The sequence below is a fragment of the Halomonas sp. RT37 genome, from assembly GCF_040070525.1.
In the GTDB taxonomy this organism is placed as follows: domain Bacteria; phylum Pseudomonadota; class Gammaproteobacteria; order Pseudomonadales; family Halomonadaceae; genus Halomonas; species Halomonas litopenaei.
Map to the genome: position 1 here is coordinate 1,194,110 of NZ_CP098827.1, position 24,575 is coordinate 1,218,684.

General features: G+C 65.2%; 16 protein-coding genes. 6 read left to right on the plus strand and 10 right to left on the minus strand.

The features are described from left to right. The first annotated feature begins 146 nt into the window (after positions 1 to 146). The 3 genes from NFG58_RS05390 to NFG58_RS05400 all read left to right on the plus strand — a co-directional run bounded on the left by NFG58_RS05390 (position 147) and on the right by NFG58_RS05400 (position 4,445). Positions 147 to 1,916, plus strand: a complete 1,770-nt coding sequence (locus NFG58_RS05390) for an SLC13 family permease (RefSeq protein ID WP_222515463.1) — start codon at positions 147 to 149, stop codon at positions 1,914 to 1,916. Between the two features lie 114 nt (positions 1,917 to 2,030). Further along, a complete protein-coding gene (locus tag NFG58_RS05395; RefSeq protein WP_108131499.1) occupies positions 2,031 to 2,693 on the plus strand; it encodes a carboxylesterase in 663 nt (220 codons plus the stop codon). Positions 2,694 to 2,879: 186 nt separating this feature from the next. Further along, complete coding sequence (locus NFG58_RS05400) at positions 2,880 to 4,445, plus strand: sensor domain-containing diguanylate cyclase (protein WP_348827712.1); 1,566 nt, start codon at positions 2,880 to 2,882, stop codon at positions 4,443 to 4,445. A 121-nt stretch (positions 4,446 to 4,566) separates the two neighbouring features. Here NFG58_RS05400 and NFG58_RS05405 read toward each other — a convergent pair whose 3' ends face one another. From NFG58_RS05405 to NFG58_RS05430, 6 genes are all read right to left on the minus strand, one after another. After that, positions 4,567 to 5,970: a PhoH family protein gene (locus tag NFG58_RS05405; RefSeq protein WP_124802560.1), complete on the minus strand. Its 1,404-nt coding sequence runs from the start codon at positions 5,968 to 5,970 to the stop codon at positions 4,567 to 4,569. 496 nt (positions 5,971 to 6,466) lie between these two features. Continuing rightward, positions 6,467 to 6,832, minus strand: a complete 366-nt coding sequence (gene nirD / locus NFG58_RS05410; protein WP_108450113.1) for a nitrite reductase small subunit NirD — start codon at positions 6,830 to 6,832, stop codon at positions 6,467 to 6,469. A 77-nt stretch (positions 6,833 to 6,909) separates the two neighbouring features. Beyond that, positions 6,910 to 9,477, minus strand: coding sequence for a nitrite reductase large subunit NirB (gene nirB / locus NFG58_RS05415; RefSeq protein ID WP_348827713.1), 2,568 nt, complete (start codon positions 9,475 to 9,477; stop codon positions 6,910 to 6,912). Further along, the gene (locus NFG58_RS05420) at positions 9,477 to 10,790 is read right to left on the minus strand and encodes an FAD-dependent oxidoreductase (RefSeq protein ID WP_348827714.1); all 1,314 of its coding nucleotides are present in this window, start codon (positions 10,788 to 10,790) and stop codon (positions 9,477 to 9,479) included. The genes nirB and NFG58_RS05420 overlap by 1 nt, the downstream gene beginning before the upstream one ends. A gap of 300 nt (positions 10,791 to 11,090) precedes the next feature. Continuing rightward, positions 11,091 to 12,185 carry a CmpA/NrtA family ABC transporter substrate-binding protein gene (locus NFG58_RS05425; protein ID WP_348827715.1) on the minus strand — a complete coding sequence of 365 codons (1,095 nt, stop codon included), beginning with the start codon at positions 12,183 to 12,185 and terminating at the stop codon, positions 11,091 to 11,093. Then, positions 12,182 to 12,781 (minus strand): ANTAR domain-containing protein, encoded by a 600-nt coding sequence (locus NFG58_RS05430; protein WP_348827716.1) that lies wholly within the window; start codon positions 12,779 to 12,781, stop codon positions 12,182 to 12,184. The genes NFG58_RS05425 and NFG58_RS05430 overlap by 4 nt, the downstream gene beginning before the upstream one ends. A 746-nt stretch (positions 12,782 to 13,527) precedes the next feature. Between NFG58_RS05430 and NFG58_RS05435 the strand changes: the two genes are divergently transcribed. Then, complete coding sequence (locus NFG58_RS05435) at positions 13,528 to 16,344, plus strand: nitrate reductase (protein ID WP_348827717.1); 2,817 nt, start codon at positions 13,528 to 13,530, stop codon at positions 16,342 to 16,344. After that, on the plus strand, positions 16,307 to 17,272 hold the full coding sequence (cobA, locus tag NFG58_RS05440) for a uroporphyrinogen-III C-methyltransferase (RefSeq protein WP_348827718.1): 966 nt from the start codon (positions 16,307 to 16,309) through the stop codon (positions 17,270 to 17,272). The genes NFG58_RS05435 and cobA overlap by 38 nt, the downstream gene beginning before the upstream one ends. An 18-nt stretch (positions 17,273 to 17,290) precedes the next feature. Here cobA and NFG58_RS05445 read toward each other — a convergent pair whose 3' ends face one another. The 4 genes from NFG58_RS05445 to NFG58_RS05460 are packed head-to-tail and all read right to left on the minus strand — an operon-like array spanning position 17,291 to position 22,557. Then, the gene (locus tag NFG58_RS05445; protein ID WP_348827719.1) at positions 17,291 to 18,607 is read right to left on the minus strand and encodes a fimbrial protein; all 1,317 of its coding nucleotides are present in this window, start codon (positions 18,605 to 18,607) and stop codon (positions 17,291 to 17,293) included. Further along, positions 18,608 to 21,217 carry a fimbria/pilus outer membrane usher protein gene (locus NFG58_RS05450; protein WP_348827720.1) on the minus strand — a complete coding sequence of 870 codons (2,610 nt, stop codon included), beginning with the start codon at positions 21,215 to 21,217 and terminating at the stop codon, positions 18,608 to 18,610. A gap of 9 nt (positions 21,218 to 21,226) precedes the next feature. Next, a complete protein-coding gene (locus tag NFG58_RS05455; RefSeq protein WP_124802532.1) occupies positions 21,227 to 22,018 on the minus strand; it encodes a molecular chaperone in 792 nt (263 codons plus the stop codon). Next, positions 22,015 to 22,557, minus strand: a complete 543-nt coding sequence (locus tag NFG58_RS05460) for a fimbrial protein (RefSeq protein WP_348827721.1) — start codon at positions 22,555 to 22,557, stop codon at positions 22,015 to 22,017. The genes NFG58_RS05455 and NFG58_RS05460 overlap by 4 nt, the downstream gene beginning before the upstream one ends. 328 nt (positions 22,558 to 22,885) lie before the next feature. Between NFG58_RS05460 and NFG58_RS05465 the strand changes: the two genes are divergently transcribed. After that, a complete protein-coding gene (locus tag NFG58_RS05465) occupies positions 22,886 to 24,442 on the plus strand; it encodes a phospholipase D family protein (protein ID WP_249743055.1) in 1,557 nt (518 codons plus the stop codon). Positions 24,443 to 24,575 lie beyond the last annotated feature (133 nt).

A 24,575-nucleotide genomic window follows, 5' to 3' on the forward strand; every position in this document is an offset into this window, starting at 1 on the left:
AAACGAGGTGAATCTCTCGCAAAGGCGCTGTGGCATAGGGTGAAGGGTCCATATGCCTGAAAGAGATAAAAAAATAATACATTGTAACTATTTAGAATAAGGTGGGGGAGGCACAATAGGCTGATTCTCTTCAGCAAGGCCACCTCATGTCGCTGGATGCCTGGATCGCCCTTTCCGTTGCCTGTGCCGTCTTCCCGTTGATGGCGCTGACCCGTCTCGGCCCCGACATGGTGCTGATGGGGGCTCTTGTGGTGCTTCTAAGCCTTGGGGTCATCGACGCCGAGCAGGCGTTGGGCGGTTTTTCCAACAGTGGTCTGTTCACGGTTGCCTTCCTCTACATCCTGGTCGCCAGCCTGCGTGATACCGGTGGTATCGATCTGATCATTCGCCACGTGCTGGGACGCCCCTCTGGCGAACGTCACGCCTTGTCACGCCTGGTGTGGCCAGTCACCGCCGTCAGCGGGCTGCTCAACAACACGCCGGTGGTGGCCACCTTCATCCCTGCGGTGATCAGCTGGGGGCGTCGCTTCTCGATTGCCCCGCAGTTGTTGCTGATGCCGCTGAGCTTCGCTTCGATCCTCGGCGGCACCGTCACCCTGATGGGTACCAGTACCAATCTGGTGGTGCATTCGCTGATGCAGGAGCGCTTCCCGGACCTTCACCTGGGGCTGTTCGAAATCGCCTGGGTGGGCGTGCCCATGGCGCTGGTTGGGGTCGTCTACCTGCTGGTTGTAACGCCTCGTCTGCTGTCCAGGCGCCCCGGCAGCGAGGAGGCCTTCGCCAACCTGCGCGAGTTCACCATCGAAATGGAAGTGGATCCGCAGGGGCCGCTGGTCGACCGCACCGTCGAAGAGGCCGGGCTGCGGCATCTTTCCGGGCTCTTCCTGGTGGAAATCGAACGCGGTGGCAATGTGGTCAGCGTGGTGGGGCCGGGTGAACGTCTCAAGGGCGGGGATCACCTGGTCTTTGCCGGCACCACTGAGGGGGCAGTGGAATTGCAGCAGATGCGCGGTCTGAGGCCATCCCGTCTGGGGGAGTCGCATCTTGAGAAGGAGTTTCGCGAGCGCCGCCTGGTGGAAGCGGTAGTCTCCGACCAGTGCCAGTTCATCGGGCAGAAGATTCGCGACGGCCATTTTCGCACGCTCTATGGCGCCGCTGTGCTGGCGGTCTGTCGTGGCGGGCGCAGGGTAGCGGGTAGCCTCGGACAGATTCGTCTGCAACCCTCCGATGTGCTGTTGCTCGAGGCGCGCCCGGCCTTTATCGAACGTCATCGACAGTCTCAGGACTTCCTGTTGATCAGCCAGGTCAATGGTCAGGCCAGGCCCGCCTTCGACCGAGCGCTGCGCGCCTGGGCGATCCTGGCGACGGTAGTGGTTCTGGCCTCCACCGGGCTGATGAGCATGATGAACGCCGCCATGCTGGGCGCCACGGCAGCCCTGTTGAGCGGCTGTGTCAGCGTCCGCAGTGCCCGTCGCGGCATGGACACCCAGGTGTTACTGACCATCGCCGCATCCTTTGGCCTGGGCGCCGCACTGCAGACGTCCGGGGCAGCAGATGTGGTGGCCCGTGGGCTGCTGAGTGTCGTCGGCGACAGTCCCTGGGCGCTGCTGGTGGGCACCTACTGTGTGGTGGCGCTGCTGACCTCGCTGGTGACCAACAACGCCGCAGCGGTCATTACCTTCCCCATCGCCATGGCAGGGGCCGAGAGTCTCGGCGTCAATCCCTTGCCCTACGTGGTGGTGGTGATGTTTGCCGCATCGGCCAGTTTTCTCACCCCGATTGGTTATCAGACCAATCTGATGGTCATGGGCCCCGGTGGCTACCGGGTTCAGGATTACCTCAAGCTCGGCGGCCCCCTGAATCTACTGACTGCCGTCGTGGTGCTGACGCTGACACCCTTTTTCTGGCCGTTCTAAAAAGCCCTGTGTGCTTCTCGGTAGCCGGGTGACTTCACCTGTTTGGCTCGTCCCCTCTGGCGCATTGCGGTAGGCTAGGAGGTTGTGCTTTGCAACATAGACTGAGATCTGCCCATGAGCGACAACGACCAGCTGGTCATCGAGCCCCGAGGCGAAGCGGACGCCTGCATGATCATTCTTCACGGCCTGGGAGCGGATGGACGTGACTTCGAGCCGGTGGTGCCCATGCTGCCAAGGCCCGGTTACGCTCAGATCCGATTTATCCTGCCCCATGCACCGCGCCTGCCGGTCACCATCAATGGTGGCATGGTCATGCCCGCCTGGTACGACATTCTCGAGATGAGTCTGGACCGTCGGGTGGACGAGATGCAGCTGCGGCTGTCGGCCGAGCGGATCAAGGGCGTCATACAGTCCCAGATCGATGCCGGCATCGACAGCCGACGTATCCTGCTCGCCGGGTTTTCCCAGGGTGGGGCCGTTGCCTATGAGGCCGCCTTCAGCTTTGACAAGCCGCTAGGCGGTCTGCTGGCGATGTCCACCTACTTCGCCACCGCGAACTCGATCGAGCTAAACGAGGCCAATCGCGACCTGAGGGTGGAAATCCATCACGGCAGCATGGACCCGGTGGTACCCGAATCCCTGGGCCGAGCCGCCTTCGCTCGTCTGGAGGAGCTTGGCTATCACACCGTCTATCGTCAGTATCCCATGGCTCACGCGGTCTGCCCGCAGCAGATCGGGGATATCGGTGAGTGGATGAGTGAGCTGCTGGGACAGTGAGTCTTGAGGCTGCTTTGCTCAGCCTGAGAACATGAGACTTTTCATCCTGCGAAGGAAGTCTGGTTCTTCTAAGCTTTTTTCGTACAAAAAATTAAGAAAAAGCTTACGGGATGCAGGGTGATGTCTGTATGGAGGTTTTTCCGTCGCGACAAGACAAAGGCTGAGAGTGGCACACCCCCACAGACCATGACGGTCAGTGACGGGGAGTCGGGGGCCGAGGCCTTGCTGGGCGCCGCGCCGGGGGCCGCCTTGTTGCTGGACCATGAAGGGACCATCGTCTGGGCGAACGCTCGTCAGTGCAATGAACTGGGCAAGTCTCTGGCAGACATCAGGGGGCTGCGCCTGACCGATGTTCATTGCAGTACGGCAGCCGAGACACTGGAGCTGGCCCTTGCGCGTTGTCGCGAGGGGGGCGGGAGCTGGGAAGGCGTGGTGGCCTGTGACGGGGTTGGTCGTCTACGTCACCTTGGTACCAGCATCCACCCGGTGTCGTGGTGCGCTGCCCGCTGGATGCTGATGAAGCACGACGTCAGCCGACTGCAACTGCAGGCGGCGTCAGCTCAGCGACTGAGCCGCACCATTGAAAGCCGCATGGCGAGGCTCCCGGGAGTGGTGTTCCGGCTGCGCCAGTCGCCCGGGGGAGGCTTGTCGTTTGACTACCTGGGACCTGGCTTCGAATCCCAGACGGGGCTGTCTCGTCAAAGTGCCCTGGAAGACGTCGAGGTCGTGCTTTCCAGGCTGGACGAAGACGCGCGTGAGCAGTTGACGCTGGCGCTCGCCCAGTCGCTGGTCAGTCTCACACCCTGGCACCTGGACATCACCCTGGGTGATGCTCAGGAGACCGTCGCGGAAGGTCAGCGCTGGTTCGAGGCCAGGGGCACGCCCCAGCGATTCGATGACGGCACCGTGGTCTGGGATGGCCTGCTGCTGGATGTGACCCAGCGCAAGCAGGCGGAGTCGCGTGTCGCCAAGCTGGTCAGCACCGATGTCCTCACCGGCGTGATGAATCGCCGTGCCTTCCTCGAGGCAGGAGCGCGGGTACTCGCCCGATTGCGGCGACGTGGCGAGCCAGCGGTGCTGGCGATGCTGGATCTTGACCATTTCAAGTCACTGAACGATGCCTACGGCCACGCCGCCGGGGATATGGTGCTGAAGGCTTTTGCCGATACCTGTCGTCTAAGCCTGCGCCCCTATGACCTGCTGGCGCGTATCGGGGGCGAAGAATTTCTGGTACTGCTCGGTGACGTTCATGCCGAAGACGCCTGGGACATACTGGAGCGTCTTCGAAGCAACGTGGAAGCATCGACCTTGAAGGTCGACCGTCGTGCCCTCAAGGTAACGGTGAGCATGGGAGCCATCTGTGTCGGGCAGGACGAAAGTCTCGACATGGCCATGCGGCGTGTGGACGGAGCGCTCTACGATGCCAAGCGTGCCGGTCGCAACCAATTGAAGGGCCTCCTTCCTGAGTATGAACGCGATAACCTCGCGTTGGGCAAGGCCCTGGCATCATCCACCATCTACAAGGAGATCGAGATGGCGTTGAGCGAAGATCTGCGGATCCCCAAGCCCTGCCCGAACTGCGGCAGCTACAACATGCGAGTCCCCAGCACCAAGAATCCCGATGAAAAGGTGCACTGCGCTTCCTGCCAGACCTACGTCTGCCTTTACGCCGAAGCGGAGGAGATGATCGAGAAGACACCCAAGAGCGAGTCCGAGGAACTGATCGAGAAGGCCATGAACCGGGACAAGTGACCGTGACAAGTGACCGGGGCAACTGAAAGTGTCAGCTCCGGGCCGAACGCCAGCGCCCCCCCCTTTTCGGGCGGGGGCGCTTTGGTTTCGTTGGGGGGCGCTTTCGTTCCGCTGGGGGCGCTTACAACAGCTCTTCGCCGGCCAGGGCCAGGCGCGAGCGCTCGACGCTCTTCAAGGTCACATGGCCGGCATGGGGCCAGTTCTTGAAGTTCTGAACCACTGCGGCCATGCCGCAGGTATTGGCGGTGAGGTAAGGGGTGTCGATCTGGCCGACGTTGCCCAGACAGACGATCTTGGTGTTGCGTCCCGCTCGGGTGATCAGGCTCTTCAACTGCTTTGGCGTAAAGTTCTGGGCCTCGTCGATGATCAGGAAGGTGTCGTTGAGGGTGCGTCCACGCATGAAGCCCGGCGCCCGGATCTGTACGCGTGAGCCCAGCAGTTGGCGCGTGGCGTCCTGGTTCCAGGTCGAGCTTCCGTCATGCTCGTCGCGCAGCAGGTTGTCCATGTTGTCGTGGAAGGCGCCCATCCAGGGCGACATCTTTTCCTCTTCGGTGCCGGGCAGAAAGCCGATGTCCTCGCTCATGGAGATCGGCGCTCGGGTGAACACCACCCGTTCGAAGCGCTTGGTATCGAGGGTCTGCTGGAAGGCCGCGGCCAGGGTCATGAAGGTCTTGCCGGTACCGGCACTACCGGCCACCGTGACCAGGTCCACGGCGTCGTCCATCAGCAGGTTCAAGGTGAAGTTCTGCCGGCTGTCGTGGGCGTGTACCCCCCAGACGCTGGCGCCGTGGCGATAGTTGGTCAGAAGCTCCAGGGTGGCCTGGTGGGGGGCGAGTTCGCGCACGATGGCTTCGAAGCTGGCCTCGCTGTCGGCGTCGGACACCAGCATGCCCAGGTGCCAGTGCTGGGGAATCTCGCCGCTCAGGCGATAGATGACACGGTCATGGTCGCGCTCGACCTTGACGTCCAGCGCCATGGCGTCCCACAAGCCACGGCCGGCGTCCTCATACACAGCGACACCGTCGGTCATGGCGTCGGAGTCATCGAAGGCGCGATCGGTCAGGTAGTCCTCGACCGGCACGCCGAGGGCGGCGGCCTTGACCCGCAGGTTGATGTCCTTGGTGACCAGGATCACCGAGGCGTCGGGGCGCTCCTGACGCAGTCGGCAGGTCTCGCCGAGCAGACGATTGTCGGGGCTGTCTTCCAGGTTGTCGGGCAGGGTGAGGTCGGAGTAGCAGAGCAGTCTCAGTCGGCCATCTGGTCCGCTGACGCGGGTGATGGGAATACCTTGGCGTATCTGGTCGATGTCGACGTTGGCGGTCAGGTCAGAGAGGGTCCGGCTGACTTGCCGGGCGGTGCGGGCGATTTCGCGGATGCCATTCTTGTGCTTGTCGAGCTCCTCGAGCACGGTCATGGGGATAACCACTTCGTGCTCTTCGAACTGGTAGAGGGCGCTGGGATCATGGATCAGTACGTTGGTGTCCAGCACGTACAGTCGGGTGGCCTTCTTGTCGATGCGTACCATCGGCACAGCTCTCCTGATTGTCACCTTGGGCGTCAACATGACGCCTTGATGTCGACACTCTCAGCGCGCGATGTCAGGAATGTGACAGCCGCCAAGGTGTCGGATTGCACACGATAGGCTCCTCCTGTGGCCATGAAACGGTTCTCAACCGATTCTCAACTGGTTCTCAATCGATTCTCGAACCCTTGGGCGGGTTGGCCGTTCCTTGCAGCTTGTCCCGCTGTGGCGCAAGACGTGCTGCCAACGGCGCTTCTTTACATTGGACCCTGATTCGGTCCAGCGGTGCCCTTGAGTCAAGCATGGACGATGACAAAAATGCTGCAAGGGCGAAGTGTCAACGCTGCGCTATCAGGTCAATTCTTCGGTCAACCTTCCCGCTCACGCCAGGCCGGTCCTCTGCGATTCGGCCGCGACGGACTTATCCCCCGAGATGACGGTCAGGACCGAGCCCGCCAGCTTTCGTGCCGCACAGGCCCGGGCCGAAATGCTGCGGCGCTCAGGGTGCGATCATTACCCTGTCCTGGTCGAAGGCCACCGCCCAGGTGCGCAGCGAGACGCTGTCGTCTTCCACGCAACTGCCGTCCTTGAGGCGAAAGTGCTGCTTGTACAGGGGAGAGGCCACCACCGGCTCTCCCTGGATGTCGCCGACGATGCCTCTGGCCAGCACATTGGCCTTGGCGATGGGGTCGTGGTGGTCGATGGCGAACAGTTCCGGGCTATGCCCGGGCAAGTAGAACAGCGCCACCTGGGCGGGGCCCTCGGCGCTGTCGATCCAGGCGGCGACACCGGAGAAGGGCACCAGGTCGCTGCGCTGGCACAGCGGTATCCAATCCAGCGAACGGCTGATGGAAGAAGCGGTCATGGAAAACTCCTTGTGGCGTTGTTGGCAGCCCGTCTCGTGACGTGGTGTCGGTCACGAGGGCGGAAACGGTGGTTGGCTCAGGCTGGGCGGAGCTGACCGCGCTCCTCGGTGACGATGATGTCCGGGTCGGGGCGGCTGTCGTTGACGTAGCTGCGAAAGCGCTTGAGCTTGTCCGGATCGGCCAGGGCGCCCGCCCACTCGCACTCGTAGGTATCGATGACGTGCTGCATCTGGCGTTCGAGCTCCTCGCCGATGCCCAGACTGTCGTCGAGCACCACCGCCTTGAGGTAGTCGAGGCCTCCCTCGAGGTTTTCGCGCCACACAGAAGTCCGCTGCAGTCGATCGGCGGTGCGTACGTAGAACATCAACAGACGGTCGATGGCCTGGATCAGGGCCTGGTCATCCAGGTCGGTGGCGAACAGCTCCGCATGACGCGGACGCATGCCGCCGTTGCCGCAGACGTACAGGTTCCAGCCATGCTCGGTGGCGATGACGCCGATATCCTTGCTCTGGGCCTCGGCGCACTCGCGGGTGCAGCCGGACACCGCAAACTTGAGCTTGTGCGGCGAGCGCAGTCCCTTGTAGCGATGCTCGAGCCGCAGCGCCATGCCGACGCTGTCCTGGACGCCGTAGCGGCACCAGCTGCTGCCGACGCAGGATTTCACCGTGCGCAGCGACTTGCCGTAGGCGTGTCCGGTCTCGAAGCCAGCGTCGATCAGTTCCTCCCAGATGGCCGGCAGGTCTTCCAGGCGCGCGCCGAACAGGTCGATGCGCTGGCCGCCGGTGATCTTGGTGTAGAGGCCGTACTTCTTGCCCACCTGGCCCAGCACGATCAGCTTGTCCGGGGTGATCTCACCGCCGGCGATACGTGGCACCACGGAAAAGGTGCCGTTCTTCTGCATGTTGGCCATGAAGGTGTCATTGGTGTCCTGCAGCGGGATATGCGCCGCGTCGGTGATCGGCTCGTTGAAGCAGGAGGCCAGGATCGAGGCCACCGCCGGCTTGCAGACGTCACAGCCGAGACTCGGCGCCCCGTCGTCCAGGATGGTGCCGTGTCGGGTCATCAATTCGCTGAAGGTCTTGATGCCCTCGACCCGAACGATATCGAAGAGCTGCTGGCGGGTGTGGGCGAAGTGCTCGCACAGGGAGGTGTCGACCTCCATGCCGCGGGCCGCCAGTTCATGGTCGAAGACGTTCTTGAGCAGCGCCGCACAGCCGCCGCAGCCGGTACTGGCCTTGGTCGTCCCCTTGACCGCGCCGAGGTCCTCGCAGCCGGCGTCGATGGCGACGCTGATGGCGCCCTTGGTGACGTTGTGGCACGAGCAGATGGTGGCACTGTCCGGTAGGGCGTCCGGGCCCAGCGCCGGCGCCGGTTCGCTGGAGGGCACGATCAACGAGGCGGGGTCCGCCGGCAGATCCAGGCCATTGGCGTAGTACTGCATCAGGCTGTCGTAGGCGGAGTTGTCGCCCACCAGCATGGCGCCGAGCAGGCGCTTGCCGTCACCGGAGACCACCAGCTTGCGATAGACCTGCTGGATCTGGTCGAAGTAGCGGTACTGCTTGGCGCCGGGATGGCGGTTGGCGTGGGCGTCGCCGATGGCCCCCACGTCGACCCCCATCAGCTTGAGCTTGGTGCTCATGTCGGCCCCGGTGAAGGTCGAATCGCCACCGCACAGGGTGTCGGCCGCGGCCTTGGCCATCTGGTAACCGGGGGCGACCAGGCCGAAGATGCTGTTGTTGTACAGCGCGACCTCGCCCACCGCGAGGATGGCGGGATCGCTGGTCAGGCAGTGGTCATCGATCACCACGCCGCCACGTTCGCCGATCTCGAGCCCGCACTCGCGGGCCAGCTCGTCCCGGGGGCGTATACCGGCGGAGAACACGATCAGATCGGTCTCCAGCACCTTGTCGTCCTGAAATACCATGCGCAGACGGCTGGCTTCACCGGGGACGATCTCGCGGGTCGCTCTTTCGGTCAGCACCTGGACGCCCAGGCCCTCGATCTTTTCCTTGAGCAGTTCACCGCCTTGCTCGTCCACCTGCATCGGCATCAGACGCGGGGCAAATTCGACCACCGCAGTGTCCAGGTCGAGGCCGCGCAGGGCGTTGGCGGCCTCCAGCCCGAGCAGTCCGCCCCCCACCACCACGCCGGTATTGGCGGTGGCGGCGGCGGCGCGAATGGCGTCGAGATCGTCCAGGGTGCGGTAGACCAGGCAGCCCTCGCGATCATTGCCGGGAATCGGCGGGACGAAGGGGAAGGAACCGGTGGCCAGCACCAGACGGTCGAAGTCGAGGTTGCCAGCGTCGGTGTGAACGCGCCGTGCATCGCGATCGATGGCGGTGACCGCCTGGTGCAACTTGAGCTCGATGCCGTGCTCGGCGTAGTAGTCGGCGGTGGAGAGCGCCAGGGACTGGGCGTCGCGGCCGCTGAAGTACTCTGACAGGTGCACTCGGTCGTAGGCCAGATGACGTTCCTCGCCGAACACCACGATGCGGTAGCGGCGGTGCTGATCACGTTCGACCAGCTGCTCGACCAGGTGGTGACCGACCATGCCGTTGCCTACCACGACCAGGGTGGGGCGGGTATCCGCGGCGTTGCTGTCGGGAGCATTGTGTGCGGCGAAATTGTGCTTTGTGCTGGACATCAGGCGGCATCCTGTTCGGTGGTCGATGGGGCGGTGTCGGTGGTGGCGTCGTCCGCCAGCAGGGCCTCGGTATCGGCCTGGCCCAGCAGCAGCGAGTGGCGCACTCGGTCCAGTCGCAGGCCTTGCTCGGCGAGCCGGAATAACCAGGGGCCCATGCGGGTATCGCCGTAGAGCACGGCGCCCTCGAGTCGGCCGTCGCGCAGCAGCAGTCGGCGGTATTCCCCCTGGTCGCGGTAGCTGAGGACCTCATGTCCGTCCTCGGCCTCGGTGGGGCCGAAGGCGTACAGCGAGACGCCGGAAACCTTGAGCTTGGTGGCGCAGGCGCGTTCGTGGTATGGCGCCGACGGCTCGCCGCACAGGCGACTGGCCAGTACCTCGACCTGATGCCAGATCGGCTCCACCAGGCCGTAGGTGGTGTCCTCGAACTGGCAGCATTCGCCGAGGGCAGAAATGTCGGGGTCCGAGGTGGCCAGGGTGTCGTCGACGACGATGGCGCGATCGCAATCGAGCCCCGCATCCCTGCCCAGCTCGGCGTTGGGGGTGATGCCGGCGGCGATCACCACGCAGTTCGCCGGCAGCAGGCGCTCGTCGTCTTCCAGGCGTACGCCGATCACCTTGCCGTGCTCATCGCCGACGATCTCGGCCAGCCGCGCCCCGGTCTCAAGATGGATGCCGCGGCCTTCGATTTCGCTTGCCAGCATGGTGCTGGCGGTGGCGTCCAGCTGCCGGTTCATCAGGCGCGTTGAGCGTTGCAGCACGCACACCTGCATGCCTCGGGCGGCGAGGCCGGCGGCGGCCTCCAGGCCCAGCAGACCACCACCGACCACCACCGCCGCGCCGCCAGCCTTTGCTGCGTCGGCCAGGCGCGCCGCATCGTCCAGATCGCGAAAGCCCGACACGCCCGTCAGCGTGATGCCGGGGATCTGTGGCATGGCGCTGCGCGAACCCAGCGCCAGCACCAGATGGTCGTAGGGGATCACCTCGCCGTCGTCGCACTCGACCAGGCGCCGGGCACGATCGATCCGCTCCACTCGCGCGCCCAGGCGCTGATCGACCGTGACGGCGGAGTCATGCGGCGGTGTCAGCGTCAATCCATCCTGCTCGACATCGCCGGCCAGCCAGCTCGACAGCAGAATGCGGTTGTAGGCCGCGTGCGGTTCGGCGCCGATCACGGTGATGTGTCGTGGGGCATTACTCTTGGCCGCCAGGGTCTCGATCAATCGATGCGCGGCCATGCCGTTGCCGACGATTGCCAGGTGGGGAAGACGTGCGTCATCAGACCTCGTCGGGGAAGACGAGCCGGCCTGGGTCATTTCGGAACGGGACCTTGAGTCAGGCAGGCCAGAGGAACGGGGCCTGGAGTCAGAAGGACCAGTGGAATAAGGCATCGCATGGGCTCCAAAAACGCCAAAGACGTCTCTCACACCTCCGGCGTCGGAGGGTGAAGAGACGTCTTTGTCTAGTGTCGGTGCGATCGCCGTTGACCGCCGCCGGCATTCGCCGGCACTTGCTACAGGCTATCCAAGTTTCATGCCTGTTTTACGTTTTGTGCAGGTAAAACAGCCTGTTGGTGTAGGCCCTGGCGGAGGGCGTCAGCACCGGTCAGGCAGGGTTCAGGGCGTGTCGGCACCGTACTGGTGCGTGGCGGCGTCGTAATGCACAGCGCTGTAGCACTCCTCCAGGGTGGCGGTGTCGAGCTGTCGCCCGCGAGCCTCGAGCAGCGGCGACAACCGCTGGATCAGCCCCTCGAAGTCGGCCGTCAGGGGGCGCAGTCGCTCACCGATGCAGGGGTAGCCTGGGGCGGCTTCCAGCGGCAGCTCGTCGAGATGGCCTACGGCTTCATCGAGGTAGGGGGGCAGCGCCAGCCAGGCCAGGGTCTGGCGTCTGGCCTCAGGCGCCTTGTCCAGCCACAGGGCGGCGGCCTGGAGGGCGCGCAGCAGCGCGGACAGGGTATTCGGGTAGCGCCGCGCCCAGGAGGCCGTCACCCCCAGCACCTTCTCGGGATGCGCCGGCATCAGTTCCGCACCGCTGGCCACCACTCGACCCACCTGACGATGCTGGGCCAGGCTGCCCCAGGGCTCGCCGACGCAGAAGCCATCGATCTCGCCTTCGCGCAGGGCGTCCACCATGCGCGGGGGCGGCAGCGCGACCAGTTCGACCTCGCTGTCGACGTCGATGTCGCCGCGAGCCAGCCAATCACGCAGCAACAGGTGTTGGCAGGAGTAGGGGTAGACCATGGCCAGGCGTGGCCGGGTGCCTTCTTTCAGCGAGGCCTTGAAGCGTCGGGCCAGTTCGCTGGCCGCGCCGAAGGCGCCGGGCTCCCCGCTGTCGACCGAAGCGCCAACCGCCTCGACCAGGCGGCGAGACAGCACCAACGTGTTGCCCTGGCGGCTCAGCACCGCGGCGGCCAGGGTGTCACAAGGCGCGCGGGACAGCCCCAGGCTCATGGCCAGCGGCATCGGCGCCAGCATCTGGGCGCCGTCAAGCAGGCCGGCGGCGACCTTGTCGCGCAGGGTGGACCAGGCGTTCTCGCGTGACAGGCTGACCTCGACCCCCTGGGCGGCGAAGAAGCCGCCTTCCCGGGCGATGATCAACAGCGCAGCATCCAGCAGCGGCACGAATCCCAGGGTCAGGCTGGCGAGCTCGGGTGGATGCGGCGCGCCAGTTCTGGACGTGCTGGCCGCGTCAGAAGACAGCGATGGACTCATGATCCCTTCTCCAGTGGCTTGAGGATGTCGACGACGTTCTGGGCGACCTGTGCGATGCGCTGGCCGCGGTCCATGGCCAGCTTGCGCAGCATGCGGTAGGCCTGTTCCTCATCGCAGCTCTGATGCTTCATCAACAGGCCCTTGGCCTGTTCGATGCGCTTGCGGTCGGCGAGCTGGTTGCGTGCCTTGTCGAGGTCGCGGCGCATTCCCTGAAAGGCTTCGAAGCGGGCGATGGCGACATCGATGACCGCCTTGACGCGGTTGGCCGCCAGACCGTCCACCACATAGGCGCTGACGCCGGCCTTCACCGCCGCCTTGAGCGATTCGGGGTCGTGCTGGTCGGCGAAGAACACCACCGGTCGGGGGTTTTCCCGCTGCAGCAGCGCCATGCTTTCCAGGGTGTCCCGGTCAGGCGATTCCATGTCGATGATGACCACGTCGGGTTGATGCTGCTGCACCATGTCGTTGAGGCTGGCCGGGCTTGACAGTCGGCAGACCACCTGGTGTCCGTCCAGCGCAAGCGCCTCTTCGACCATGGCGGCGCGCACTATCTCGTCGTCGACCAGCAGGACCTTCAAGGTGTCGTGTTCGGGCATGGGCGTGGCTCGATGATGCTGTCGCTCGATAGAGCTCGAGTCGACGTGATGAGGGGGGCACCTTGGGTGCCTCTGCACCTGTCAGCGCAAAAGGCGTTCCATTTTCGATCTTGTCGTTTTCTGTCAGGGAGATAACCCCCTGCAAAGCCGCCGCCGTGCCCCCGCAGATATGCCGGGCAGGCGCTCGCGCACCGAAAGGGTGCGTAAACGGTGGCCTCTATCGTTCGTTGTGGTGCGAGCCTGGGGTCTGTCAGACGTCTTCTCGCCACCATCGACTGGGCAAACGTCAGAAAAAACCTCGTTGGTTCAATTGGCTGGCACCGGCTTTCCGCGTGACAAGGGGCGATTGCGGTGTTCTGGCACAGGGTTTGCTTTAATTACTGCCAAAGCTAGTGCCGTTGTTGGTGCCATGGGCATCACTCAGCCGAGCCAGATGACTAAGCCGAGCCAGATCGCTAGGCCGAGCCAGATCACTAGGCCGAGCCAGGAAGGGTCCCGACGCTGGTGGCGGGTGGGCCGGTCCGACAACTCGTCTGCAACGGGCGCTAGCACACACGAAATCCAGCGCGGGATTTCATCCGGCAACGACGCCCATCTCCTCGAGCCTCGCTCGACGGGATGGGCGTCGTGCGTTTGGGCCGCAGCAAGACCCGACCGATCAAGGCCCGGCCACTAGCGGAGCGATGATCTGCCGATGAGAGACCGCCGATATGCCAGAGCAGCAAGATGGCCGACAGGAGAGCGCGATGACCCGGACGGATAGCGACAGCACGGAGATCGACAGCGGTGCAGGCGGAGAGGCCACAGGCACCACCTGTCCCTACTGCGGGGTCGGCTGCGGCGTCGAGCTACGTCGCGATGGCGAGGCGGTTACCCTCAGGGGCGATCGGGATCACCCGGCCAACTTCGGTCGCCTGTGCGTCAAGGGCTCGGCCTTGGCGGAGACCCTTGGCGTTCAGGGGCGCTTGACGCGACCCAGGGTGGACGGTCGCGAAACCGACTGGGACAGCGCGCTGGACGCCGTCGCCGAGCGTCTGGGAGCGATTGCCGAGGGCAGCGGTCCAGAGGCCATTGCCGGCTACCTGTCCGGGCAGCTATTGACCGAGGACTACTACGTCGCCAACAAGTTGTTCAAGGGATTTCTCGGGACACCGCACCTGGATACCAACTCGCGGCTGTGCATGGCGTCAGCGGTGGCGGCCTACAAGCGCACCTTGGGCGCCGACGCCGTCCCCTGCAACTACGAGGATCTGGAAGAGGCCGAACTGGTGGTGCTGGTGGGGTCCAATCTGGCCTGGAACCATCCGGTGCTGTATCAGCGGCTGCGTCTGGCCAAGACCCGCAATCCGCTGATGCGGGTCGTGGTCATCGATCCTCGGGTCACCGACAGCTGCGAGATCGCCGATCTGTACCTGGGGCTGCGCCCCGGCAGCGACGCTTTGCTGTTCAATGGCCTGCTGGCCTGGATGGCCCGTCGCCAACGGCTCGATGAGGTCTATCTGAAGCGCCATGTGGACGGCGCCGAAGAGACAATTGCCGCCGCCCTGGACGAGGCCTCGGACATCGAGGCGGTGGCGGCGGCCTGCGATCTCGACGCCGAGCGCCTCGAGACCTTCTACTACTGGTTTGCCACCCAGCTGCACGTGGTCACGCTTTACTCTCAGGGCGTGAACCAGTCGACCAGCGGCACCGACAAGTGCCAGGCCATCCTCAACTGCCACCTGGCCGGCGGCAAGATTGGCCTGCCCGGCGCCGGCCCCTTTTCCATCACCGGCCAGCCCAACGCCATGGGCGGGCGCGAGGTCGGTGGGCTGGCCAACCAGCTGGCCGCCCATATGGACTATCACACCCCGGGCGCCATCGAACGGCTGACCCGCTTCTGGTCGACCGAGGCGCTGGTGCCGACGCTGCCTCGGGAGCCTGGCCACAAGGCGGTCGAGCTATTTCAGGCCGTCGAGCGCGGCGACATCCAGGCGCTGTGGATCATGGCCACCAATCCCCTGGTGAGCTTGCCGGATGCCGACCGGGTGCGCCGCGCCATCGAGCGCTGTCCGCTGGTGATCGTGTCGGAGTGCATGGCCGACACCGACCTGGTGGAACTCGCCGATATCGTGCTGCCGGCCAGCGGCTGGTCGGAAAAGGACGGTACCGTCACCAACTCCGAACGACGCATCTCGCGCCAGCGCGGTCTCCTGCCGCCGCCGGGCGAGGCCCGCCACGACTGGTGGATCCTGTGCCGGGTGGCCGATCGCCTGGGCTTCGGCGAGGCCTTCGCCTACCGCCACCCCTGCGAGATCTTCGACGAGCATGCGCGCTTGTCGGGCCTCGACAACCAGGGACGGCGGGCCTTCGATATTTCCGGGCTGGCGGGGCTGTCCCGGGTCGAGTACGACGATCTCGCACCGATCCAGTGGCCGGTGACGGCAAGCGCACCTCGAGGCACCGCGCGGCTCTTCGAAAACGGCCGCTTCTACACCGAGAGCGGCCGGGCGCGGTTGTGGCCGGTGAGCGCGCGGGCGCCGCGCCAGGCGCCTGACGCCGACTATCCGCTGCGGCTGAATTCGGGGCGGGTGCGCGATCAGTGGCACACCATGACCCGTACCGCCAGGGCCAACCGACTGATGAATCACCGCTCCGAGCCCTTCGTCGAGGTCCATCGGGATGACGCCGAGGCCCTGGGGCTGTGTGACCAGGGGCTCGCCAGGATCCGCTCGCGCAGCGGCGAGATGCGCGCCCGCGTCAGGGTCTCCGCCGCCCAGCGCCGTGGGGAAGTGTTCGTGCCCATCCACTGGACACCGCGCTTCAGTCACTCGCCGCTGGCGGGGAGCCTGTTCGCCCCGGACGTCGATCCGCTTTCTGGCCAGCCGGAGACCAAGCATGGCGCGGTGGCGGTCACGCCGCTGCAGCACGCCTGGGAGGCGACCCTGGTGGTTTCCCGGGCACTGGCCCAGCAGGGACCACCCGAGGGTTCGGGCCTGGCCGCCCGGGTGGTCGAGGGGACGAACTACTGGACGCGGGTCCCGCTGGCCTCGGCGGAGCGATGGCAACTGGCCGGTGAGCCCGTTGAGCAAGAGGGTGTAGAGAAAGTGGGCGTCGAACGCGACTGGCTCGACTGGGCCGCACGCCAGTTGCCGGGGGAGCTGGGCCCGGTGGCCCAGGACCCGGCCAGTGGTCGCTGGCGCCTGGCGGGGTTCGAGCAAGGACGCCTGTGCTGGTGGCTGATGGTTGGCCCGGTCAGCGAACTGCCGGGGCTTGGCTGGCTGTGCGAGCGCTTCGACGAGGCCGCACGTGGCGAGGCCATGGGTCAGCAGCATCGGCGGCGAGTGCTGGCGGCCTGTCATGACGGCGCCGCCGACCAGGGGCCGATCGTGTGCAGTTGCCATCAGGTGGGGCGTTCCCCGATCCAGCGGGCGATTCGTGCCGGCGACGACAGCGTCGAGGCGCTCGGTGCGCGATTGGCCTGCGGTACCCAGTGCGGCAGTTGTATTCCCGAATTGAAGAGTCTGGTGGAAGAGGAGAAGAGCCGTGGTCGCATCGAGCGCGCACAACCCCAGTCGGCCTAGAGACCGGCTGGGTCACCTTGCTGAAGCGGGGACGACGCCTTGGCTGGCACGTCGTCTGGAAGGGCTGTCGATGCTGCTGGGGCGACTGGCATGGCAAAGCCAGCATTGGGCCGACCGGCTGGCGTCCCGGTCCGCTGCCAGCGGCGCTGGCCATCGGTCAGGCGGCGCTGTTGGCCGGGTCGCGCTGGTGGGGGCGGGCAGCGGTGCGGGTGAACTGCTGACGCTCAAGGCGCTGAACCGGATCGAACACGCCGACGCGGTGGTCTACGACCGCCTGGTGGGGCCCGAGGTGCTGGCGATGATTCCGGCCGGCGTCGAGCGCCACTATGTCGGCAAGGCCAGGGGCCACCACAGCGTCGATCAGGCGCAGATCGGCACCCTGCTGGTGGCGCTGGCGCGCCAGGGCAAGGCGGTGGTGCGCCTCAAGGGCGGCGATCCGGGCATCTTTGGACGCCTCGGGGAAGAACTCGACGCCCTGGACGATGCCGGCATTGCGCGTGAGATCGTGCCCGGCATCTCGGCGGCGGCTAGTGCCTGCGCCGCCATGGGGATTCCGCTGACCGATCGCGGCCACGCCCAGAGCCTTCGTCTGATCACCGCCCAGCAGTGTCGCGAGGGGGGCGAGCCGGACTGGGCATCGCTGGCCCGACGCGACGAGACCCTGGTGTTCTACATGGGGCTCAACAAGCTTGGCGCGATTACCCGTGGCCTGCGTGGCGCAGGCCTGCCACAGGACTGGCCGGTGATGCTGGTGGCCAACGCCAGTCTTCCTGAGATGGCCTCGTTGGTGGGCACCCTTGGCGATATCGATCAGCGCCTGGCGGAGAACCCCCTGCCATCCCCCTGCCTGATCATCGTCGGCGGCGTGGTGTCGCGGGTCTCCGGCAGCCGGGCGAGCGTTGCTGAACCGGCTGCCTGCCTGTCGTAGAGCGAAGACGGTGGAAACTCATTTAGGCGACAGCACCAGGGTGGCATGGCCGTTGGCGGTACCTGGCGTGACGGTGCCGGTCTTCACGTAGCGGGCCAGAAAGTCGAGCATCAAGATGTTGCCGCCCTGCGCATGAAGGTTGGTGTCGATCCAGCGGTAGGCGTCGAAGGCGCTGCCTTCGGGGGTGATCGGCAGTGGCGCCAGGCTACCGGTGTGGATCAGCTGGATACCCACGCCGCTGGCGCTTTCCTCCGCACTGTCCAAGGCCAGAATGCCCTGATTCCCGCCGGGATCGTAGGCCGCCGCCTTGCCCAGCACGGCCCACTTGATGTCGCCGTCGGTGTGACACCAGGCGGTGACGTGCACCGGGGTGTCGGCGACGCCCGTGGCGGGCTGGCCCAGGGTGGTGAAGCGATGGCTGCCCACCTCTCCCAGTGACACCGAGACATTGTTGATGCCATGGCAGGGATTGATTCTAACCCGTGTACTCTGGGCCAGCTGCAGCCTGACCAGATTGAATAGTTCGTGGTTGGCCCCGGAGGGCGTGCCCTGGCTGTTCAGCAACGAGAACAGGCTGAAGCCGGCGTTGTTGTTGTTCTGAAGCTGTACACCGCTGGTGCCGGGGGAACCGGCCATGCGGTAGAGCGTGACCTTGATCTGGAAGGGAGGAAGCTGGCGCCAGTTGACGGCGTAGTCGCCGATGGGGCAGTTGATTTCTATCAAGGGGGGGTAACCCTCGGCGGCACCCGTCCCCAGCAGGGCGTCGCGGCAGGGGATGCCGTGGATCTCCTCGCCGATCGGCGGAAGGTTCTTGTTGGGGGAAGCGGAGACCCAGGAGAACGCATGGGCGTTGCCGTTGACCAGCAATTCGGTTGTATAGCCGACGCTGCCGCTGCCCCCGCCGCCGTAGGGATTGCGGCTACCGCTGTCCTGCATGATGTAGACGCGCCCGTCGGCGCTGTCCACGCTGATGCCGGGGACCGGGAAGTAGCCGCTGGACTGGGAGTAGTGCTGCTCGAGCCACCAGTACTTGATCGCGTCGTCCTGATTGTTGCAGGTAGCGACCCAGCCTCCTTTGATCGCATAGAGCTGGCTGCCGGGGATGACCGCCGTGGCGATGGGCGTGCCGACGGCCACGTTTTCGTCGAGCACGATCTCGGCGCCAAAATTTACCGTCAGAGGCTGGTCACTCCATGGTGGGTTGATGCGTCGGCAGCTGGCCTCCACCGAGGTCGCCGACAGCAGTGCGGCGATCGACAGCAGCAAGCCGAGAAGTCTGATGGCGAAACGCAGCGGAGCGCTCGCGCTGCGGGTCTTCAAGCCGATGGTGCGCATTCACGTTGTCTCCAGCAGGTCTTTCAGTGGCGTTGGCTGGCAGGGGCTGGTGACGATCGGTATCTCGTCGCTGTCCGTCGGAGGCGTCCAGACAGGACGTGCCCAGCAACGTCGTTCGCCTCCCAACGTCACCTGGAGCGAGGTACCGGGCGTCAGATCGCGCAGTAGCAGCATGCCGCCGGCGCCGACCACCCCCAGCTTGCGTCCGTCGGTGGCGCTGACTTCGGCGCCCAGCGGTACGCCCCGGCCGTTCTGCTCCAGCACGATCACCACCGGCAGCCCGGTTCGAGTGGCGAAGCGCAGTGGCACCACCGCGCCGGCATAGGGCGCGACATCGATCGAAGTTCGCTGAAATTCCACCGAGGTGGCGGCGCCGCGCGGGTCCAGCTGGACCGCGTTGTCGTGGTAGGCCGTCAAGTAGGGGACCAATGCCTCGCCGTCATCGTCGAGGGTCAGGTTGGCGGCGTTGGTGACGCGAGCGCCGGCGCCCCCCGGGGCGCTGACCAGGCCTACGGTATCGCCGGTGCTCTGGCCGAAGGTCACGCCGTGGCGGTGTATCAGCACGGCGCCGCTGGCGCCGATGGAAAGTTGTCGGTAGTCGTCGCTTTTCGAGCCTGCCGCGGTGAAGCGGCCGACGGAGGTTCCGCTCGACAGGTTGAGCCCGTAGGAGCGGTAGCGCTCCTTCGGGCCGCGGGTCTGATTGGCGAACAGCCCGTAGGACAGCTCGCGTTCGTCGCCCAGGGTGCCGGTGAGGTCGAGGTGGGCATCGTCATGATGGCGGCTGTCACGACTGGCGGAGACACCCAGACGTGGGGCGAAGGACGCGTTGGACAGTGGCAGCGTCAGCGATACCAGCGCGCGGTGCTCGGCCTCTCCTTCGCGGTTGTCGGTGCGCGACAGGTTGAGGGCCAGGCTGACGCGCCCGATGCGGTGACTCAGACTCAGCTGGTAGGACGACTCGGTGCCGCCGCGATGCCAGTAGTCCGCCAGGCTGCCGGTTGCGGAGATGCGTGTACGTGGCCCGAGGGGCTGGCTCAGATTGAGCTGCAGACGACTGCGTTGATCGATGGTCGTGCTGTTGTCTACGTATCCTTCGTCTGCCTGAGCGCCGTCGTCGTCAGCGTCGGCAATCCAGGCGGCGTCGGCCAGCGACACGAACCCCGTGGTCGAGTAGCGATACGCCGCCAGATTGATGTCGGTATCGGTGGATTGCAGGTGGCGGCTGTAGGAGGCCTCGAGACTCCAGCCGTTGCGACCTCCCTGGGGAAGGTCGGCGTGGGCGTACTGGGCATCGACAGCAATGGCCCCCGCGGGGGTATTGAAGGCGGCGCCGATCAGTGGAGACCAGTAGTGTTCACTGAGCTGGGCGCCGCCGTAGGCGGTGATGGCGTTGCCGAGCCCCCGTCGATAGCCGGCCTCCAGCAGTGAGGGAGGGTCATCGAGGCCTTTGGCATGGTACTGACCGGCGGCCAGCGAGAGGCGCGATTGACCCGGTCTCAGCAGGCCCGGGACGGCAGCGTAGGGCACGCTGTAGTGCTCGACGCGTCCATCGGCCTCGGTGACTTTCACCTCAAGATCGCCCCCGTAGCCGGTGGGATAGAGGTCGTCGATCTCGAAGGGGCCGGGAGGCACGCTGGTCTCGAGCAGACGCCGCCCCTGCTGGGAGATGGTGACATGCGCCTGGGTTCTGGCGCTGCCGCGGACCACGGGAGCGTAGCCACGTCGACTGTCGGGCAGCATGCGGGTCTCTGTGCGTAGCGTGACCCCGCGCAGCGCCAGCGAATCGAAGAAGTCCCCTCGGGTGTTGATCTCGCCGGCCCGCAGCAGCAAGCCCTGGTCCGGCAGGGGCCGCTGAACGTAGTGATGAAGGCTGTCCCAGTCGACGTCGCCGTCATCGCTGCGGGAAACGTTGAGGCTGCTGCGAAACTGCCACAGGCCAAGGTTGGCGCCGAGCGTCGTGCCGAGAAAGGCACTTTGATAGTGCCCTTCGTCGGTGCTCGAGCGATAACCGTTCACTTGATAGTTGGCCAGCAGAGCGGTGGTGCCGGGCTCCCAGCGCGCGCTGTCGACCTGGCCACGAGGCAGCCGATGAAGCAACGCCTGGGGCACGCTGAGGTGGGCACGCAGGTCACCGATGGCGAGATCCAGGCTGGCGCCGGGCAGGGCGGCGTCCACCCCCAGAAAGCAGTTGGCGTCCAGCCGGCAGCTATGTCGCACTTCCTGTTCGAGGGCCGGCTCAAGGCGTGCGGCCAACCAGGCGTCCAAGGGCAGGGTAAGTCGCTGTGTTCCGTCCGGGATGTCCTCGACACGTAGCGGATAGCGTCCCAGCGGCGTCTGGTTGAGGGTCAGATCGACCAGATAGTCGCCTGGTAGCACGTAGTCCGGTCGGGAGAAGCGACGCATGTCGAGACTGGCGTCTTCGAGGAAGGCTGGGTCGAAGGTCACCTCGTCGGCCTGGACCGGCCGTGGCCCAGTTACCGTCGCCACCACAGCAGCCGCGACCACCAATGCCGCTCGCCACCGGTAGCGCCCGGCGGTGAAGCACCACCGGCAGGGGGGAGGATGTCTGGCAGCGGCCAGCGGCGTCGACTCGGTAGACGGTAGTGCCATGTCGTCGGTTCATTCGGTGTCCGGGATGGCCTCGCGCACCACGACGGCGCCGTAGTCGTTGATCGCCCGGTACCACAGTGATGACCCTGGCGCAGGCCTCGTCTGCAGTGACCAGCTTGCCTCGCTGTGCGGAGCCAGCATGTCGAGGGAAAGATCATCGTGGTCGCTGAACTGCCGCCAGGCACCGCCGATCAACGACACGTGGTAGTTCGAGGGGTTGTCGCACACCAGGCGCAGGTCGGGGCCAGGCGCCAGATGCCACTGAAGATTGGCGATGGCGTCGCCGGGTTCACCGGCGAGGCCCGTCGGACGATAGAACAGTTTCAGGCGTGTCAGGATGCCTAGCTGCAGTCGGTTGGTGGTCCCCTGGGGTAGCGGTGGCACCTCCTTGATGTTGAGCCAGTAGAGCGACTCCTGGTCGGACCTTTCCACGTCGCGAATGCGCAGGATACGCAGGGTCTGACTCTCACCGGGGTCGAGACGGAATACCGATGGCGTCACCAGAAATGGCGACTCGGCGTCCCGCGCCGGGCGCCCTCCGGCGTGGCGGTCGGCCCAGGCCTGGACCAGCACCGGGACACTATCCTGGTTTTCCAGCCGGAGCGTCTGCTCCCGCTGGACCTCCTGATAGATGACGCGGGTGCCATTGATGGTGATGCTGGCCTCGGCCTTGTGGCCTGGCAACGCCGCGATCATGAGCGCAAGACACAGACTCAGACCCAGGCCGAGGGCGTGTATCACCAGTCGCTGCCACGCCCGCATGGCAAAGGGCGAAGCGCCGGGGCCTTCTATCGCGGTCATTGGTAGACAATCTCGATATTGCCGCTGGCCTTGACGGTGCCGGCGGTTACCGTGGCGGCGGTGGACTGGTACCAGGCGCTCAGGGAAATGACCGTCGTGTCATCGCCTGCCACGATGTCCACCGGCGGGGTGCTGTCGTTGTCGGCCGCCTTGACCCAATCGTCGTTGGCATCGTAGACGGCGACCCCCACGTCCTTGGCGGTGCTGTCGCTGGTGAGCAGGAATAGCCCGGTGACCGGATCCACCTGGGTGTCATCTCCGGTAAAGCGCACCGAGACCTTGTTGCGGCCAGTGGTGCCGGCGGCGCATTTCAGCACGAGCTGGAAGGCCTTCTGGCCTGCTCGGGTGCCGGAGGCACCGAAGGCGCTGGTGGACACCTTGGGTAGCGTCACGGTAGTGGCGGCCGTCGGTATGGTGCAGTTGGCCGCGACGATTTCGCCGGTGAAACTGATGGTACCGTCGGCGGCCTGGGTCGAGGTGCCGGCAAGCAACAGAGCGACAAGGCTCAGCCGGGCGATGGAGAAGTGACGGACGGGCATCGTGGTTTCCTCTTGTTCGGGGCAGTCGGCTTTTCACGGCGGTGGAGAAGGCCTGCGTGAGGGGATCGGGGAAAGGCTATTAGAAAAAGTAAAATTAGATTTGACGTAAATCAGTGCAGCGACGAACGAAGGCTGCGGGTGCCCGTTGTGGACAATACGTCGTTCGGGTGGCAACGGTGGCGGCGTTGGGGGGGCAATCGAGAGGTTGATCGAGAGGTTGATCGAGGGGGCGGTCGAGGGGGCCGGCGATGAGAAAAAGCCTTGCGGTGGTTCTTCTTCAACTTCGCTATGCTGTAACGGCCAACCCAGCGACGAATGGAACTCTCGAATGCCCGTTATCGGAAAACCGCTGATGCTTGCCCTGTGGCTATCGGTGGCCGTGTTGTTAACTGGATGCAGCGGCCTGCCCTCCCTGGAAGGGCGTAGCCAGACACAGCATCTGACGCTGGAGCAGGCCCGCGACACGGCGCTCGGCGAAATGCTGGCACCCTATGTGGATGCCCATCCCGGCAAGAGTGGTATCCATACTCTGCGCAATCCCCACGACGCCTTTGCCGCACGACTGTTACTGGCGGAAGCGGCAGAGCGGACCCTCGATGTCCAGTATTACATCTGGCACGACGACATCACCGGCTCGATGCTGTATCAGGCCATGCTGGACGCCGCCAATCGTGGCGTGCGCGTCCGCATGCTGCTCGATGACACCAACACTGCAGGGCTCGATGACAAGCTGGCAGCGCTGGATGCTCACCCCAATATCGAGATACGCCTGTTCAATCCCTTCGTGGTGCGCTCACCGCGGTTTATCGGCTACCTGACCGACTTCTCCCGGGCCAATCGGCGCATGCACAACAAGTCACTGACGGTGGACAACCAGGCCACCATCATCGGCGGGCGCAATATCGGCGACGAGTATTTCGGCGCCGGCGACAACGTGATGTTCGCCGATCTCGATGTCGTCGCCGTGGGGCCGGTGGTCGAGCAGGTCTCTGAAGACTTCGATCTGTACTGGGCCAGCCAGTCCTCCTACCCGGCCAGTCGGGTGCTCGACTCGGCGGGGCGCCAGGGGCTGGCACGCTTCGAGCAGGCCTCGGCGGAAATCGTCCGTACCCCTGATTCGCTGGAGTACCGGCAGGCGCTGGACGAAAGCCAGTTCATCGAGTCGATCGAGGACGGTAGCCTTGAGCTGGTCTGGGCCAACACCAGAATGGTCAGTGACGATCCGGCCAAGGGCCTGGGGCTGGCCGCCGATGAAGACCTGCTGACCGGACGCATACGTGGCCTGCTGGGGCCGCCCCGGGACAGCGTGCATCTGGTGTCGCCGTATTTTGTGCCGGTAGAGAAGGGCACTCGCATGTTCGCCGATCTAGAGGCGCGCGGCGTGGAGGTGACCATTCTGACCAACGCACTGGAGGCGACCGATGTGGCCGCGGTGCACGCCGGCTACGCCAAGCGGCGACGCGAGCTGTTGGAGGCTGGCGTCCGGTTGTTCGAGCTCAAGCGCGCGCCAGATGCGCCGGGGCGCAGCGAGTCTGCCGGCCCCTTCGGCAGCTCGGGTGCCAGCCTGCACGCCAAGACCTTCGCCGTGGACGGCGATCGGCTGTTCGTCGGCTCGTTCAATTTCGACCCACGTTCGGCGCGACTGAATACCGAACTCGGCTTTATCATCGAGAGTCCGGAGCTCGCTCAGGAAATGCAGCGGGTGTTCAATACCGACGTGCTCGACAACGCCTACGAGGTCAAGCTGGACGAAGACGGCAGCATGATCTGGCTGGAGCGTACGCCGCAAGGGGTAGTGCAGTACGACGGCGAGCCCAACGTGGGCATCTTCCGCCGGGCGGCGGTAACCTTGATCTCTGTGCTGCCGGTGGAGTGGATGCTTTAGCGTCCCGAGCGGCAAGTGCCGAGATGCCAGGGCAAGACTCGGCTCGACACGGCTCGATACAAAGACAGGACGGCCAGCATTGCGCTGGCCGTCTGTATGTCACCGGAGTGAAAACGGCGGGCTTGGCTGAACG

Coding starts and splice junctions, on each gene's coding strand:
- NFG58_RS05390 (WP_222515463.1), top strand. CDS start 147: ATGTCGCTGGATGCCTGGATCGCCCTTTCCGTTGCCTGTGCCGTCTTC.
- NFG58_RS05395 (WP_108131499.1), top strand. CDS start 2,031: ATGAGCGACAACGACCAGCTGGTCATCGAGCCCCGAGGCGAAGCGGAC.
- NFG58_RS05400 (WP_348827712.1), top strand. CDS start 2,880: ATGACGGTCAGTGACGGGGAGTCGGGGGCCGAGGCCTTGCTGGGCGCC.
- NFG58_RS05405 (WP_124802560.1), bottom strand. CDS start 5,970: ATGGTACGCATCGACAAGAAGGCCACCCGACTGTACGTGCTGGACACC.
- nirD (WP_108450113.1), bottom strand. CDS start 6,832: ATGACCGCTTCTTCCATCAGCCGTTCGCTGGATTGGATACCGCTGTGC.
- nirB (WP_348827713.1), bottom strand. CDS start 9,477: ATGTCCAGCACAAAGCACAATTTCGCCGCACACAATGCTCCCGACAGC.
- NFG58_RS05420 (WP_348827714.1), bottom strand. CDS start 10,790: ATGACCCAGGCCGGCTCGTCTTCCCCGACGAGGTCTGATGACGCACGT.
- NFG58_RS05425 (WP_348827715.1), bottom strand. CDS start 12,185: ATGAGTCCATCGCTGTCTTCTGACGCGGCCAGCACGTCCAGAACTGGC.
- NFG58_RS05430 (WP_348827716.1), bottom strand. CDS start 12,781: ATGCCCGAACACGACACCTTGAAGGTCCTGCTGGTCGACGACGAGATA.
- NFG58_RS05435 (WP_348827717.1), top strand. CDS start 13,528: ATGACCCGGACGGATAGCGACAGCACGGAGATCGACAGCGGTGCAGGC.
- NFG58_RS05445 (WP_348827719.1), bottom strand. CDS start 18,607: ATGCGCACCATCGGCTTGAAGACCCGCAGCGCGAGCGCTCCGCTGCGT.
- NFG58_RS05450 (WP_348827720.1), bottom strand. CDS start 21,217: ATGGCACTACCGTCTACCGAGTCGACGCCGCTGGCCGCTGCCAGACAT.
- NFG58_RS05455 (WP_124802532.1), bottom strand. CDS start 22,018: ATGACCGCGATAGAAGGCCCCGGCGCTTCGCCCTTTGCCATGCGGGCG.
- NFG58_RS05460 (WP_348827721.1), bottom strand. CDS start 22,557: ATGCCCGTCCGTCACTTCTCCATCGCCCGGCTGAGCCTTGTCGCTCTG.
- NFG58_RS05465 (WP_249743055.1), top strand. CDS start 22,886: ATGCCCGTTATCGGAAAACCGCTGATGCTTGCCCTGTGGCTATCGGTG.